The 13450-nt window shown below is 71.1% G+C and carries 10 protein-coding genes; 3 read left to right on the top strand and 7 right to left on the bottom strand.

What is annotated here, in order from left to right:
- Nucleotides 1–37: 37 nt before the first annotated feature.
- Entirely contained in the window at nt 38–1738 is a 1701-nt protein-coding gene (locus ACZ7L5_RS22790; RefSeq protein ID WP_471518527.1) for a flavin monoamine oxidase family protein, read from the top strand.
- Between the two features lie 6 nt (nt 1739–1744).
- On the opposite strand, the gene ACZ7L5_RS22785 is transcribed toward ACZ7L5_RS22790, so the two are convergent.
- The gene (locus tag ACZ7L5_RS22785; protein ID WP_471518526.1) at nt 1745–2674 is read right to left on the bottom strand and encodes an LLM class F420-dependent oxidoreductase; all 930 of its coding nucleotides are present in this window, start codon (nt 2672–2674) and stop codon (nt 1745–1747) included.
- Nucleotides 2675–2754: 80 nt separating this feature from the next.
- Complete coding sequence (locus ACZ7L5_RS22780; RefSeq protein ID WP_471518525.1) at nt 2755–3441, bottom strand: DUF5995 family protein; 687 nt, start codon at nt 3439–3441, stop codon at nt 2755–2757.
- A 173-nt stretch (nt 3442–3614) separates the two neighbouring features.
- Between ACZ7L5_RS22780 and ACZ7L5_RS22775 the strand changes: the two genes are divergently transcribed.
- On the top strand, nt 3615–4754 hold the full coding sequence (locus tag ACZ7L5_RS22775; RefSeq protein ID WP_471518829.1) for a glycoside hydrolase family 6 protein: 1140 nt from the start codon (nt 3615–3617) through the stop codon (nt 4752–4754).
- Here the strand turns inward: ACZ7L5_RS22775 and ACZ7L5_RS22770 are convergent.
- Together ACZ7L5_RS22770 and ACZ7L5_RS22765 are read right to left on the bottom strand one after the other, a co-directional pair.
- The gene (locus ACZ7L5_RS22770; RefSeq protein WP_471518524.1) at nt 4736–6151 is read right to left on the bottom strand and encodes a uracil-xanthine permease family protein; all 1416 of its coding nucleotides are present in this window, start codon (nt 6149–6151) and stop codon (nt 4736–4738) included. The genes ACZ7L5_RS22775 and ACZ7L5_RS22770 overlap by 19 nt on opposite strands.
- Before the next feature lie 107 nt (nt 6152–6258).
- A complete protein-coding gene (locus ACZ7L5_RS22765; protein ID WP_471518523.1) occupies nt 6259–7470 on the bottom strand; it encodes an MFS transporter in 1212 nt (403 codons plus the stop codon).
- Nucleotides 7471–7646: 176 nt separating this feature from the next.
- On the opposite strand from ACZ7L5_RS22765, the gene ACZ7L5_RS22760 reads away from it, so the two are divergent.
- On the top strand, nt 7647–8849 hold the full coding sequence (locus ACZ7L5_RS22760; protein WP_471518522.1) for an ROK family transcriptional regulator: 1203 nt from the start codon (nt 7647–7649) through the stop codon (nt 8847–8849).
- A gap of 243 nt (nt 8850–9092) precedes the next feature.
- Here ACZ7L5_RS22760 and ACZ7L5_RS22755 read toward each other — a convergent pair whose 3' ends face one another.
- From ACZ7L5_RS22755 to ACZ7L5_RS22745, 3 genes are all read right to left on the bottom strand, one after another.
- Nucleotides 9093–9848, bottom strand: coding sequence for an SDR family oxidoreductase (locus ACZ7L5_RS22755; protein WP_471518521.1), 756 nt, complete (start codon nt 9846–9848; stop codon nt 9093–9095).
- A gap of 115 nt (nt 9849–9963) precedes the next feature.
- The gene (locus tag ACZ7L5_RS22750) at nt 9964–10851 is read right to left on the bottom strand and encodes an RNA polymerase sigma-70 factor (protein ID WP_471518520.1); all 888 of its coding nucleotides are present in this window, start codon (nt 10849–10851) and stop codon (nt 9964–9966) included.
- 96 nt (nt 10852–10947) lie between these two features.
- Nucleotides 10948–13269 carry a chitinase C-terminal domain-containing protein gene (locus ACZ7L5_RS22745; protein WP_471518519.1) on the bottom strand — a complete coding sequence of 774 codons (2322 nt, stop codon included), beginning with the start codon at nt 13267–13269 and terminating at the stop codon, nt 10948–10950.
- Between the last annotated feature and the right edge of the window lie 181 nt (nt 13270–13450).

Genomic DNA, 13450 nt, shown 5'->3' with positions numbered 1-13450 from the left:
CCCCCTCGCAGTCGCAGTCGCAAGGAGTCCGTACCCCATGACGTCCACGGTGCCCAACGCCGTCCAGCACGCCGACGAGCAGCAGCCGCCGATCACCATGTTCGGCCCGGACTTCCCGTACGCCTACGACGACTTCCTCGCCCACCCGGCGGGGCTCGGCCAGATACCCGCGACCGAGCACGGCACCGAGGTCGCGGTCATCGGCGGCGGCCTCTCCGGCATCGTGGCCGCGTACGAGCTGATGAAGATGGGCCTCAAGCCCGTCGTGTACGAGGCCGACGAGATCGGCGGCCGGCTGCGCACCGTCGGCTTCGACGGCGCCGGCACCGAGGGCCTCACGGCGGAGATGGGCGCGATGCGCTTCCCGCCGTCCTCCACGGCCCTCCAGCACTACATCGACCTCGTGGGCCTGCAGACCAGCCCCTTCCCGAACCCGCTCGCCGAGGCCACCCCGTCGACCGTCGTCGACCTCAAGGGCGAGTCGCACTACGCCGAGACGGTCGAGGACCTTCCGCAGGTCTACCGGGATGTCGCCGCGGCCTGGAACAAGTGCCTCGAAGAGGGCGCCGACTTCACCGACATGAACCGCGCGATGCGCGAGCGGGACGTGCCGCGCATCCGTGAGATCTGGGCGCAGCTCGTCGAGAAGCTCGACAACCAGACCTTCTACGGCTTCCTCTGCGACTCCGAGGCCTTCAAGTCCTTCCGGCACCGCGAGATCTTCGGCCAGGTCGGCTTCGGCACCGGCGGCTGGGACACCGACTTCCCGAACTCCATCCTGGAGATCCTGCGGGTCGTCTACACCGAGGCCGACGACCACCACCGCGGCATCGTCGGCGGCTCGCAGCAGCTGCCGCTGCGCATGTGGGAGCGCGAGCCGGAGAAGATCGTCCACTGGCCCTACGGGACCTCGCTCGCGGCGCTCCACGACAACGGCGCGCCCCGCCCGGCCGTGACCCGGCTGCACCGCACCGCCGGCAACCGGATCACCGTGACGGACGCGAACGGCGACATCCGCACCTACCAGGCGGCGATCTTCACCGCGCAGTCCTGGATGCTGCTGTCGAAGATCGCCTGCGACGACTCGCTCTTCCCGATCGACCACTGGACGGCGATCGAGCGCACGCACTACATGGAGTCCAGCAAGCTCTTCGTGCCGGTCGACCGGCCGTTCTGGCTGGACAAGGACGAGGACACCGGCCGGGACGTCATGTCGATGACGCTGACGGACCGCATGACGCGCGGGACCTACCTGCTCGACGACGGTCCGGACAAGCCCGCCGTCATCTGCCTCTCCTACACGTGGTGCGACGACAGCCTGAAGTGGCTGCCGCTGTCCGCGAGCGAGCGGATGGAGGTCATGCTGAAGTCGCTCGGCGAGATCTACCCGAAGGTCGACATCCGGAAGCACATCATCGGCAACCCGGTGACCGTCTCCTGGGAGAACGAGCCCTACTTCATGGGCGCGTTCAAGGCCAACCTGCCGGGTCACTACCGCTACCAGCGCCGCCTGTTCACGCACTTCATGCAGGACCGGCTGCCCGAGGACAAGCGGGGCATCTTCCTCGCCGGCGACGACATCTCCTGGACGGCCGGCTGGGCCGAGGGCGCCGTCCAGACCGCGCTGAACGCGGTCTGGGGCGTCATGCACCACTTCGGCGGGGCGACCGACGGCTCCAACCCCGGGCCGGGCGACGTCTACGACGAGATCGCGCCGGTCGAGCTGCCTGAGGACTGACCAGGGTCAGATCCCGGCGGCCCGCGCCTTCTGGTACACCTCCGCGGCGACGTCCTTGAGTTCCTGGCCGTCCCGCAAAGTGGTCTGCAGGTCGAGGAGGACCTCGTCCACGCCGACCTCGGCGTACGCCGCGAGGTCCGTCACGATCTGGTCGGCGCTGCCCTGGAAGGGCTGACGGTCGTCACCGTCGTAGGCCTTGGCCGAGTACACGGCGTTCACCCGTGGCACCCGCTCGATCGGCATGGTGCGTCCGCGCCGGGCGGCGATGTCCTGGATCTGCTGCCATGCCGCGGCATACCCCTGCACGTCCATGGCGACCGGGATCCAGCCGTCGCCGTGGTCCACGACCCGCGTCAGGGCCTTGCCGCCTCCCGCGGCCACGAGGATCGGGATCGGCCGCACGGGCTTGGGGCCCACCACGGCCGCGTCGATCTTCGTGATCCGGCCCTCGTAGGACACCGGGTCCGGGCCCCACACCGCCCGGCAGACGTCGATCACCTCGTCCAGCACCCGGCCGCGCTCCTCGATCGGCCGCACCGACGCGGCGGCGAACTCGTCGGTCGACCAGCCCGTGCCCAGACCGGCGACCACCCGTCCGCCGCTCGCCGCGTCCAGCGAAGCCAGGGCCTTGGCCAGCTGGAACGGTCCGTGCAGCGGCGCGACCAGGATGCCCGAACCCAGCCGGACGCGTTCGGTCACCGCCGCGGCCAGGGTCAATGTGACCAGCGGATGGGCCATGCCGCGGTACCAGTCCGGCCAGGGCAGGCCCGGGATGCCGTACAGACCCTGGGTGGGGGACTCGGGGACCAGCAGCCGCTCGTAGACCCACAGGCTGTCGTAGCCGATCTGCTCGGCCGTGCGGGCCACGTCCGTCACGTCCTTGGCGAGGTCGTACTGCCGGAGCTGGGGAAGACCGAGTCCGAGACGGATGGCCATGACTGGGTACTCCTTCACGATCGGTGTCCCCCCACCGGCCAACGTACTGCGAGCACGGGGAACTGCCACTCGAAGACCGGTCAGTCCGGCAGTGGCGTGAGGAGCATGCGTCCCGCGAACCCCACGGCCGCGTCCAGCCGCTCGGTGAACTCCCCGGCGAGGTCCGGGAGCCGGCGCAGCGCCCACAGCGCCCGCGCCGCCGACCAGGTGGCGTCCCGGGCCCGCTCCAGGCTCCAGGAGCCGAGCAGATGGGTGAGCGGGTCCGCGATCTGGAGCAGGTCGGGACCCGGCATCAGCTCTTCGCGGATGCGCTCCTCCAGCGAGACGAGGAGATCACCCACCCGGTCGAACTCGTCCTCCAGCTCGGCCGGTTCGCAGCCGAGGCTACGACAGGCGTCCACCACGGCGAGCGTCAGATCGTGGCCGATGTGCGCATTGATACCGGCGAGCGCGAACTGCAACGGGCGTACGCCGGGATGCCGGCGCATCTGGAAAAGCGGCCGCCAGCACGCGGGCGGACGCCCCTCCCGCTCGGCCCTGTCCACCGCCGCGAGATACCGCTCCGCGAACCGCACGTCCAGCGTGATCGCGGCCCGCGCGTCGGTGAACCGACCGCCGTCGATATGCCCGTCCACCGCCTCCGTGACGGCGAGGTAGACGCGGTTGAAGACCGCGACTCCGTCCCGTTCGGGCAGGGTCGCTTCCAGGGCGCGCATACCAGAGATGACCGCGTCCACGGGCGTGGTGAATTGTTCGCATTGCGCCATGGGGGCAGAGTCCCAGCTTTAGGCTGACGGGAGTGTCGGCGGGCCCGGCGCTTCCCCAGAACGGGGGAACGCGCTCGCTGTGGCGGAGGGGGAGCGGGAGGGTGCCAGGCTTACGTGCCCAGCGACTGGCCGCACGCAGGTCCGAGCGCAGGAGGGCGGCCCGGCGCCATGCCATGGTCGTGGCGGCCTCGGTCGTGGTCGCCGTCGGCACGGTGACCGGCATGATGTCCGCGCTCGACGACAGAGGGCGTTCCGACCAGGCCAGGACGCCCGAGGTGACCCGCTCGCCGAGCCTGGAGCCCCTGCCGCTCGTGCCCTCGCCCTCCCCGTCGCTGACGAATTCCCCTTCGCCGACGTCCGCTTCACCGACACCGAAGAAGAAGCCCGCCCCCAGGAGCTCCACGCCCTCGCCAACCAGGACCGAGAGGAAGCAGCAGCCCGCCGTGGTGTCCGCCCGCCTCTACCGCCACCCCGACTCCCAGGTCCTCGACTGGGTCCGCGACAACGCCGGAGACCCGCGCCACGCCGTCATCGCCTCCCGGATCGCCGCCCAGCCGGCCGCGGTGTGGTTCGCCGACTTCACGCCGGACACCATCACCGCCCGGGTCCGCGCGGTCACTTCGGGCGGGTCCGCGCTGGGGCGGGTGCCGGTGGTGGTGCCCTACGCCATCCCTGGCCGTGACTGCGGAGGGTACTCCGAGGGCGGGGCGCCCGACCTCGACGCCTACGACGCCTGGATCGACAGGTTCGCCGCGGGACTGGGCTCCGGCGACGTCATCGTCATCCTGGAGCCCGACTCCGTCGCCCAGTCCGAGTGCCTCTCCGCCGGTGAACGCGCCGACCGCTTCGCCTCGTTGGCCCGCGCGGGCCGTGCCTTCAAAGCGGCGAACCCCAGGGCGCGCGTCTACTACGACGCCGGGCACTCCGGCTGGAACGCGCCCGGCAAGCAGGCCGGGTGGCTGAAGCAGGCCGGCGCCGCCTCCGCCGCGTCCTCCGACGGCCTCTTCAGCAACGTCTCCAACTTCCAGGGCACGACCGACGAGATCGCCTACGACCGACAGGTCCTCGACGCCCTCGACGGCCCCGCGAGCCTGGGCGCCGTCATCGACACCAGCCGCAACGGTGCCGGAGCTCCGGCCGACGGGGAGTGGTGCGACCCCGCCGGCCGCAGGCTGGGCCGGGCGCCGACGCTCAGCACCGGCGAGGCGCGGATCGACGCCTATCTGTGGGTGAAGCTGCCGGGGGAGTCGGACGGGTGCAAGGGCAGGCCCGGGACGTTCACCGCGTCGTACGCCTATGACTTGGCGCGCTGAGACCCCTCGCCGGTGTCGCTCTCGCTCTCCGCGTCGTAGGAGGACGTGCCCTCGTCGAGCAGCGGGTGCTGGGTCTTGAGGTGGGCCGGGGCGAACGCCCGCAGCGCGTGGTAGCCGGTGATGACCACCAGCGTGCCCAGCGCGATGCCGCTCAGCTCGAAGGTGTCGGTGAACTCCAGGGTGACGTTGCCGACGCCGATGATGATGCCCGCCGCGGCCGGCACCAGGTTCAGCGGATTGCGCAGGTCCACCTTGGCGTTGATCCAGATCTGCGCGCCGAGCAGGCCGATCATGCCGTAGAGGATGACGGTGATGCCGCCGAGGACGCCGCCCGGGATGGCGGCGACCACCGCGCCGAACTTGGGGCAGACCCCGAAGAGCAGCGCGAAGCCGGCGGCGGCCCAGTAGGCGGCGGTGGAGTAGACGCGGGTCGCGGCCATCACGCCGATGTTCTCGGAGTACGTGGTGTTGGGCGGGCCGCCCACCGCCGTGGAGAGCACCGAGGCGGCGCCGTCCGCGGAGATCGCGGTGCCCAGCTTGTCGTCCAGGTTGTCGCCGGTCATCTCGCCGACCGCCTTGACGTGCCCGGCGTTCTCGGCGACCAGCGCGATCACGACGGGCAGCGCCACGAGGATCGCCGACCACTGGAAGGACGGGCCGTGCAGATCGGGCAGGCCGATCCAGTCGGCCTTGGCGACCCCGGAGAGGTCGAGCCGCCAGTGGTCGGTGACCTTGCCGCTCGCGTCGGCCGAGTGGATCCTGCCGAAGATCCGGTCGAAGGCCCAGGAGATGCCGTAGCCGAAGACCAGGCCCAGGAAGATCGCGATCCGGGACCAGAAACCGCGCAGGCAGACCACCGCCAGACCGGTGAACAGCATCACCAGCAGCGCCGTCCACTGGTCCTGCGGCCAGTACGTCGAGGCGGTCACCGGGGCGAGGTTGAAGCCGATGAGCATGACCACCGCGCCGGTGACGATCGGCGGCATCGTGGCGTGGATGATCCGCGCACCGAAGCGCCGTACGGCGAGACCGATCAGGAACAGCACGGCACCGACGACGAGGACCGCGCCGGTGACGGTCGCGCTCGAACCGCCGTCGGCCCGGATGACCGCCGCGACGCCGACGAAGGAGAGGGAGCAGCCGAGGTAGCTGGGCACCCGGCCGCGGGTGGCGAGCAGGAAGATGACCGTCGCCACGCCGGACATCATGATCGCCAGGTTGGGGTCGAGCCCCATCAACACCGGCGCCACGAAGGACGCGCCGAACATGGCCACCACATGCTGGGCGCCGAGCCCGACGGTGCGGGGCCAGGAGAGCCGCTCGTCGGGGCGGACCACCGCTCCGGGCGCCGGAGTGCGTCCGTCGCCGTGCAGTTTCCAGCGGACGCCGAGATCCATGGTGCGGTTTCGCTTTCGTCGTGCGTGCGGGTGACCGGACCATTGTCAGGGACGTCAGAGCTGGCTCCGACCGGGGCTGATCAGGGCAGACCCTTCTCGTGAGGAGTTCACGGGCGCGGGTCGGGAACCGCCGCGTCCGGGCGGCTGATCTTCGGGCGGTCGCGGTCCCCCGCGCGCAGGACGCGCGCGAAGACGACCAGCCCGGAGGACAGCACGGTGACCAGGCAGAAGGACACCATCAGGCTGGTGGCCTGGGCGATCCCGCCGATCGCGCTCGGTGCGACCAGACCCGAGGTGTACGTGATCGTCGCGACGCCCGCGATGGCCAGCGAGGGGTTGCTGCCGCTGCGGCCGGCGGCCGCGAAGCACAGCGGTACGACCACGGCGATGCCCAGTCCCAGCAGCGCGAACCCGGTCATCGCCAGAGCCGGACTGTCCGACACGACGATGAGCAGGCCGCCGAGCGTGGCGAGGACGCCGCCGGAGCGGACCGTGCGCACGGCGCCGTAGCGGTCGACCACCCTGTCGCCGGCCAGCCGGGCGAGCGCCATGGTCAGCGTGAAGCCGGTCGTGCAGCCCGCCGCGAGGCCGGCCGAGGTGTCCAGCTGGTCCCGCAGATAGACCGCCGACCAGTCCAGGCTCGCCCCCTCCGCGAAGACCGCGCAGAACCCGACCGCGCCGATGAGCAGCGCCGAGCGGGGCGGCAGCGCGAACCGGGGCGGTGGCTCCTCGTCCTCGGCGGGCTGCAAGTCGAGCACCCACCGGCAGGCCAGGATGCCGAGGCAGGTGAGGGTCACCGCGGCGAGTGCGTGGTGCATCCGGGCGTCCGAGCCCAGGTGGGCCGCGAGCGTGCCGGCCGCCGAGCCGATCAGGGCGCCGGCGCTCCACATGCCGTGCAGCCCCGACATGATCGACCGCCCGAGGCGGTTCTCGACCTCGACGCCGAGCGCGTTCATCGCCACGTCCGCCATGCCCGCCGTGGCGCCGAAAGTGAACAGGGCCAGGCACAGGGTCAGCAGGTTGGGGGCGAGGGAGGGCAGGGTGAGCGCGAGCGTCCACAGGGCGATCAGTCCGCGCAGGGCGTTGCGGGCCCCGAAGCGGTGGCTGATGCTGCCCGCCACCGGCATGGAGACGGAGGCGCCGAGCGCGGGGAAGGCGAGCGCCAGCCCCAACTGGCCCGCGCTGACACCGGCATGGTCCTGGATCCATGGCACGCGTGTCGCGAACGAGCCGGTGACGGCGCCGTGCACGGCGAAGACGGACGCCACGGCATACCGGGCCCGTTTCACCTCGCGCAGGTCGTAGACCACTTCGCCCATCTCCGGCTCCTCCCGGTTCTCGCTTCGTGCCGTGCGCCGCCGTAAACTATCAGGAAGCCTGCCTGATAGATAGAGAATTTACCGCCCCCGGGCCCGGCCCCCGGGGCCAAGCCGCAGGCCCAGGCCCAGGCCCTTGCCGTCCGCTCCACGCCCCGCCGATCTGGAAGGATCCCGGCATGCCCGCATCCCCGAGCACCGCCCGGGCCATCAACGACCGGCTCGCCCTGCGACTGCTCCAGCAGGACGGCCCGTTGACGGCAGGGCAGTTGAAGCAACTGACCGGACTGTCCCGGCCGACCGTCGCCGACCTCGTCGAGCGCCTCACCGACGCCGGCCTGATCGCGGTGGTCGGCGAGGCCGGGGAACAGCGGCGCGGCCCGAACGCCAAGCTGTACGGCATCGTCGCCGACCGAGCCCATCTGGCGGCGCTGGACGTCCGTACCGAGGGGGTCTCCGTCGTCGTCTCCGACCTGGTCGGGGCCGTGCTCGCCGAGGCGTCGGTGCCGATCGGCGGCCACATGGGGACGGGGCCCGCGGTGGAGCAGGCGGTGGCCCTGGTGGAGCGGGTCGCCAAGGAGGCGGGGGCGGACCGGCTCCATACGGTCGGGATCGGCGCGCCGGGCCTGATCGACCCGGCGACCGGTGAGCTGCGTGACTCCACGGGCCTGCCCGAATGGCACCGCCGCCTGGTGGCAGCCCTCCAGGAACGGCTCCCCGAGGCGCGCGTCAACGTCGAGAACGAGACCAACCTCGCCGCCCTCGCGGAACAGCGCGACGGGGTGGCCCGGGACCGTGACACCTTCGTCCTGCTGTGGCTCGGCCACGGCACCGGCGCGGCGGTTGTCCTCGACGGCGCGCTGCGCCGCGGTGCCTCGGGCGGTACCGGCGAGATCGGATTCCTGCCGGTGCCGGGCACGTCGGGGCCGCCGTCGGCGGTGGACTGCGAGGGCGGCTTCCACTCGCTCGCGGGGTCGGCGGCGATCGTGGAGCTGGCGGGGGCGCACGGGGTGAGCGTCGAGGGGGCGTCCGTGCGTGAGCCTGCGGCGGCGGGGGTGGTGAGGGAAGCGGTGGCGTTGGTCGGTGGGCACGCTGCCGGCGATTCCGGCCACTTCCTCGACGCCCTGGCCGACCGCCTCGCCCTGGGTGTGGCCTCCGTCGTCGCCATCCTCGACCCCGGCTGTGTGGTCCTGGGCGGGGAGGTCGGGCAGGCCGGTGGGGAGGTGCTCGCCGCGCGGGTGGAGGAGCGGGTCCGGCGCATGTCACCGCTGGCAACGGTGGTGCGACCCAGCGGCCTGGGCGGCGGCGCCGTCCTGCGCGGAGCGCTGCTCACCGCGCGGGACGCCGCCCAGGACGACCTGTTCGCCCCGCCGGACCGCTGACGCGCCTGGCCGTACGGGCCGCCTCAGCCCCTCCCCGGCGAGGATGCCGGCGCCGGTGGCTGAGGGCCGACCTGGCCGGCGGCCCGCCGTCCCTCGGCACCGGGGGGACAGGGCCGTGCCGAGGCATGCGCCGAGCAGGCGGCCCACACCGGGCCGCCGATCAAACTCGCTTCCCACGCCGGGACGGACGGACCCACCCGCCAGAAGCCCAGATCAGGCGCCCGCCGGCCCAGGCAGCCGTCCTCAGACCCTCGACCCGCCCCCGAACTGCCGCTCCAAGTACTCCTCGAACGTCCCCTTACCCACCGCATGCCCCGGCGCCAGATGTCCGCCCGAGCGGAACCCCTCGTACCCCTTGCCCCACAGCGGCAGGTTCACCACCGCCCGCTTCCGGCCCGTCGCCTTCAGGTAGGCGCGGGCCAGGGAGTCGAAGGTCCGTACCTCGGGGCCGCCCATGTCCTCGACCCGGCCGGCCGGTTCGGCGAGGGCCAGTTCGGCGAGGCGGTCCGCGACCTCCGCCACCTCGATGGGCTGGTCCTTCACGCGGGCCGGCAGCAGCAGCACGGGCAGCTTGGACAGCATGCCGAGCACCCTCACCAGCAGGTCGTGGAACTGGGTCGCGCGCAGCACGGTCCAGTTGAGTCCCGACTCCTCGATCAACTTCTCGACGGCGAGCTTGGACCTGTAGTAGCCGTACGGCACCCGGTCGACGCCGACGATCGAGATGTAGACCAGGTGCCGTACCTCGGCCCTGCGCGCCGCCGCGATCAGATGCGCCGCCGCCTTCTCGTCGCCGCCGCCCTGCGAACTCGCGCAGTGCACGATCGTGTCCACGCCCTGCAGCGCCACGTCCAGGCCCGGGCCACCCTTGCGAAGATCGACGGCATACGGCTGGGCACTCCTGCTGAGCACCCGCACCTCGTGCCCGTCCGCGCGCAGCCGTTCGCTGACGAGCCGGCCGAGTGTTCCGGTACCGCCGGTCACCAGGATCGTGGTCATGCTGTTGGTCCCTTCGGACGCCGGGCGCTCCCGGGTGGAGCGCCCCTCATCAGCTGAGACCGAGTACCCCGCCTGAAATGTGACAGCGCCGGACTTGCCCCCTGCGGCGACCCTTCTACGCCCGCGCCAGCTGACGGCGTACGAAGTCCAGCTTGTCCGGGTTCACCGTGGCCCACGCGTGCGCGATCAGCCCGTCCCGCAGCTCGAACGCCACCACCGTGAGCAGCGTGTCGCCCTCCCAGGCGGCCAGCGCGGTCGAGCCGTTGATCTCGACCGCCGTGAAGTGCATGCCGGCCAGAAACGTCCGCGTCGCACCCGCCAGGAAGCGGAACACCTTGTCCCGGCCCTCGATCGGCCGCCGGGCCGCCGAGACCTTGCCGCCGCCGTCGCTCGACCAGACGACATCGGCCGCGAGGAGCTTCTCCAGTCCACCGAGGTCCCCGTCGCGGGCCGCCGTGAGGAACGACCTGACCAGTTCCTCCTGCCGCTCGGGAGTCGACTCGAACCGCGACCGCTCCTCACCCACCCGCTGCACCGCCCGCCGATACAGCTGCCGGCAGTTGGCCTCGGTCAGCTCCAGCACCTCGGCGATCTCCCGGTGGCCGTACGCGAACGCCTCCCGCAGCACGTACACGGCCCGCTCGGTCGGGGTGAGCCGCTCCAGCAGCACCAGCATCGCCATGGACACCGCGTCCCGCTGTTCGGCGGACTCCAGGGGCCCGAGCGTGCCGTCCGAGGTGACCACGGGCTCCGGCAGCCAGGGCCCGACGTACTGCTCGCGCCGGGCCCTGGCCGAAGTCAGACGGGTGAGACAGAGGTTGGTGACGACCTTGGCGAGCCAGGCCCCCGGATACTCGATCCCGTCCCGGTCGGCACCGCTGAAGCGCAGGTAGGCGTCCTGGACGGTGTCCTCGGCCTCGTCGGCGGAGCCCAGCAGGCGATAGGCCAGGCCGAACAGCCGGGGGCGGTGGGTCTCGAACTCGTCGGCGATCGCGGTCGTCATGACCTTCACCCTGCCAGAGCCGCCGGCGGTGGTCGTTGGGAGACCCGGCGGCGGGCAAGGGCCGTCGTCACCGCCGCCGGGTCGTCTGCGCGGGGCTCAGCAGGCTCCGAGGTCCTGCCACACCCCCCAGTCACCGGTGGTGCCGGGCTTCTCGCCCTTGGTCCACCACTTGGCCCTCCACGAGTGCCCCTCGTGGGACACCGTGCTGCCTCCGCCGTATTCCGTCGTGGCGTTCCAGACGGGGCCGGTGCACTCTCCACCGGAAGAGGTCGGCGTGGGGGACGGAGTTCCCGGCCCCGGCTGCACGACGGTCGTCCCGCGTGCCAGGTCCCCGGCCAGCGCGTACGTCTTCCCGCCGAACGTCACCGTCCAGTTCGACGGTGTGGACACCGGCAGGTAGTACACGAAGTCCAGCTCCGCGGACGCCCCCGGTGCCAGCGTCTGCCAGCCCGGCAGCTTCAGCGAGATCCGGTGGTGGTCGCCCTTCAGCCCGCCGACGTTGCTCCCCGTGTGGTCGCTGCGTATCACCGAAGTCCCCCATCCCGACTGGTCCTTGGCGTTCCCGGGCGCCGAGGTGCCGTAGTCGAACTGGAACTCCGTTCCGCCGGGCAGCGTCGCCGTCGAGTTGTTGGTGATCCTCAGCTTGGGGCTGATGGGGTAGTTGGAGTCGCCGAGCGGGAACTGCCCGAACTCGACGTCGATGTCCAGCGCCTCGGCCGGAAGGTCGATCGTGGACCGCTTCGCGCCGTACGGGGAGGCCGACTTGAACTTCTCGTACATCGCGGAGGTGAGCGTCGCCCCCGGCTCGTACTGGCCCTTGCCCGTGTTCCAGCCGTAGTCCCCGGCCAGCTCCCACACCATCGTGCCGCCGATGCCCTGGTCGACCACGTAGTCGGCCTTGGCGTTCACCGACTGCTCGTCCTCGGTGGACAGGAACACCTTCTTCTCGGCGTTCCACAGCCAGGGCGCCACCAGCGTGGAGTCGTACTTGCGGGCGTACGTGCCGCTCAGCCGGGTGTCGGCCGGGAAGCCGTACTTGGTGACGTAGTCCCCGACGACTCCCTTCTCCAGGTTCTTGGCGTGCCACATGGGGTTCGAACCCGCCGGTGACTCCTTGCCCGCGGTGTCGAGGTCGTGCCACAGGTTGTCGATCCCGACGGCCCCGTCGCCGCACTTGGTGAGTCCGGAACCCGCCGGACACGTCGTCGAGGACGCCTTGCCCCACAGCCCGTCCGTGCCGCCCGTGACGTTCTTGAATCCCCGGGTGTAGTAGGGGAGTCCGATGTTGATCCGGCCCGCGGGCATCGAACCGCGGAAGTAGTGGTACGCCCAGTCGGTGTTCAGATAGCCGATTCCGCCGTACTGGGACGTGGAATACACGCCCGCCGCCGCGAGTTCGGCGTCCTTTCCGTCGTCGAAGAGCGAGGCGTTCGGGCCGACGTACTCGTTCCAGGCGCCGTGCAGGTCGTACGACATGATGTTGACGTAGTCCAGGTACTTCTGGACCTGGAAGGTCTCCATGCCGCGCAGCAGATATCCGCTGGAGGGCGCCGCGACGGAGAGCAGATAGTGCCTGCCGTCCGCAGCGCCGGCGCGGTCGAGCTTCTCGCGGAGCGTCTTCATCAAGACGGCGTAGCCCTTGACCAGGCCGGACCGGCGGGCGTTGGAGACGGACCAGTCGAAGGGGTGGCCCGCGCCCTTCATGGACGTCGGGTACTCGTAGTCGATGTCGACGCCGTTGAATCCGTACTTCCTGATGAACCCGACCGCCGAATCCGCGAACGTGTCGATACCGGCCTGATTGACCGAGCCGTCGGCGTTCGTGGCCATCGAATAGAAGCCGCCCGAGTTCACGCGCGTGCCGCTGTCGTCGAAATAGCCGCCGGTCTCGGCCCAACCGCCCACCGAAATCAGCGTCTTGACGCCCGGGTGCTGCTTCTTGAATTTGTTGAGCAGATTGAAGTGGCCCTGGTAGGGGAACGCCGGGTCCATGTCCGCGCCGCCCACGCCGGGCCAGGTCATGCCCGTCGCCGGGTTGGCCGCACCGTCCGAGCCGACGGAGATCTTGTTGCTGCCGTCGATGTGCGCAAAGGCGTAGTTGAGGTGGGTGACCTTGTCCCACGGGATGTCGGAGGCGAGGTAGGCGGGGGTGCCGTCCTTGCCGGTGCGCCAGCCGGTGAAGTAGCCGATCACCCGGCGCTGGTGGTCGGCGCCCATCTTCTCGCGGCCGGCCGAGTCGTAGACCGAGCAGTACGGGGCCTCGACACCGGGTGTCCGGTGGAGGCCGTCGGGGCGGCAGGACTCGTTGTCGACGGCATGCGAGACGGTCGCCGGGAGTCCGGCGAGAACCAGGCCGGCGACCGTGCCGAGGACGGCGAGCAGGGCGGGTCTCGCCCGGGTGTGTGAGGGGGACAGCAAGTCGGTTCCTCTCCACGGAAGTTGGGCAGACCCTAAAGAGGACTAGACCAGTCAGTCAATAGGTATGGACCAATAGGTGAACGGTCCGTGAGTGCGGCCGAATCCCGGCGCCGCCTGAGAGTGGAGAAGTCCAGCCAGGCGGCCTGTGAGCCACCCCACAGCATTCGCCCGCATGGACGCC

The sequence above is a fragment of the Streptomyces sp. NPDC107528 genome (genome assembly GCF_055639295.1).
The sequence above is the reverse complement of the archived record's forward strand: the minus strand, read 5'-3'. Positions and strand labels throughout refer to the sequence as shown.

What these genes read in the sequence shown, in the direction of transcription:
- ACZ7L5_RS22770 (WP_471518524.1), bottom strand. Translation starts at nt 6,151, where the DNA reads ATGGATCTCGGCGTCCGCTGGAAACTGCACGGCGACGGACGCACTCCG.
- ACZ7L5_RS22750 (WP_471518520.1), bottom strand. Translation starts at nt 10,851, where the DNA reads ATGACGACCGCGATCGCCGACGAGTTCGAGACCCACCGCCCCCGGCTG.
- ACZ7L5_RS22755 (WP_471518521.1), bottom strand. Translation starts at nt 9,848, where the DNA reads ATGACCACGATCCTGGTGACCGGCGGTACCGGAACACTCGGCCGGCTC.
- ACZ7L5_RS22760 (WP_471518522.1), top strand. Translation starts at nt 7,647, where the DNA reads ATGCCCGCATCCCCGAGCACCGCCCGGGCCATCAACGACCGGCTCGCC.
- ACZ7L5_RS22775 (WP_471518829.1), top strand. Translation starts at nt 3,615, where the DNA reads ATGGTCGTGGCGGCCTCGGTCGTGGTCGCCGTCGGCACGGTGACCGGC.
- ACZ7L5_RS22780 (WP_471518525.1), bottom strand. Translation starts at nt 3,441, where the DNA reads ATGGCGCAATGCGAACAATTCACCACGCCCGTGGACGCGGTCATCTCT.
- ACZ7L5_RS22790 (WP_471518527.1), top strand. Translation starts at nt 38, where the DNA reads ATGACGTCCACGGTGCCCAACGCCGTCCAGCACGCCGACGAGCAGCAG.
- ACZ7L5_RS22765 (WP_471518523.1), bottom strand. Translation starts at nt 7,470, where the DNA reads ATGGGCGAAGTGGTCTACGACCTGCGCGAGGTGAAACGGGCCCGGTAT.
- ACZ7L5_RS22785 (WP_471518526.1), bottom strand. Translation starts at nt 2,674, where the DNA reads ATGGCCATCCGTCTCGGACTCGGTCTTCCCCAGCTCCGGCAGTACGAC.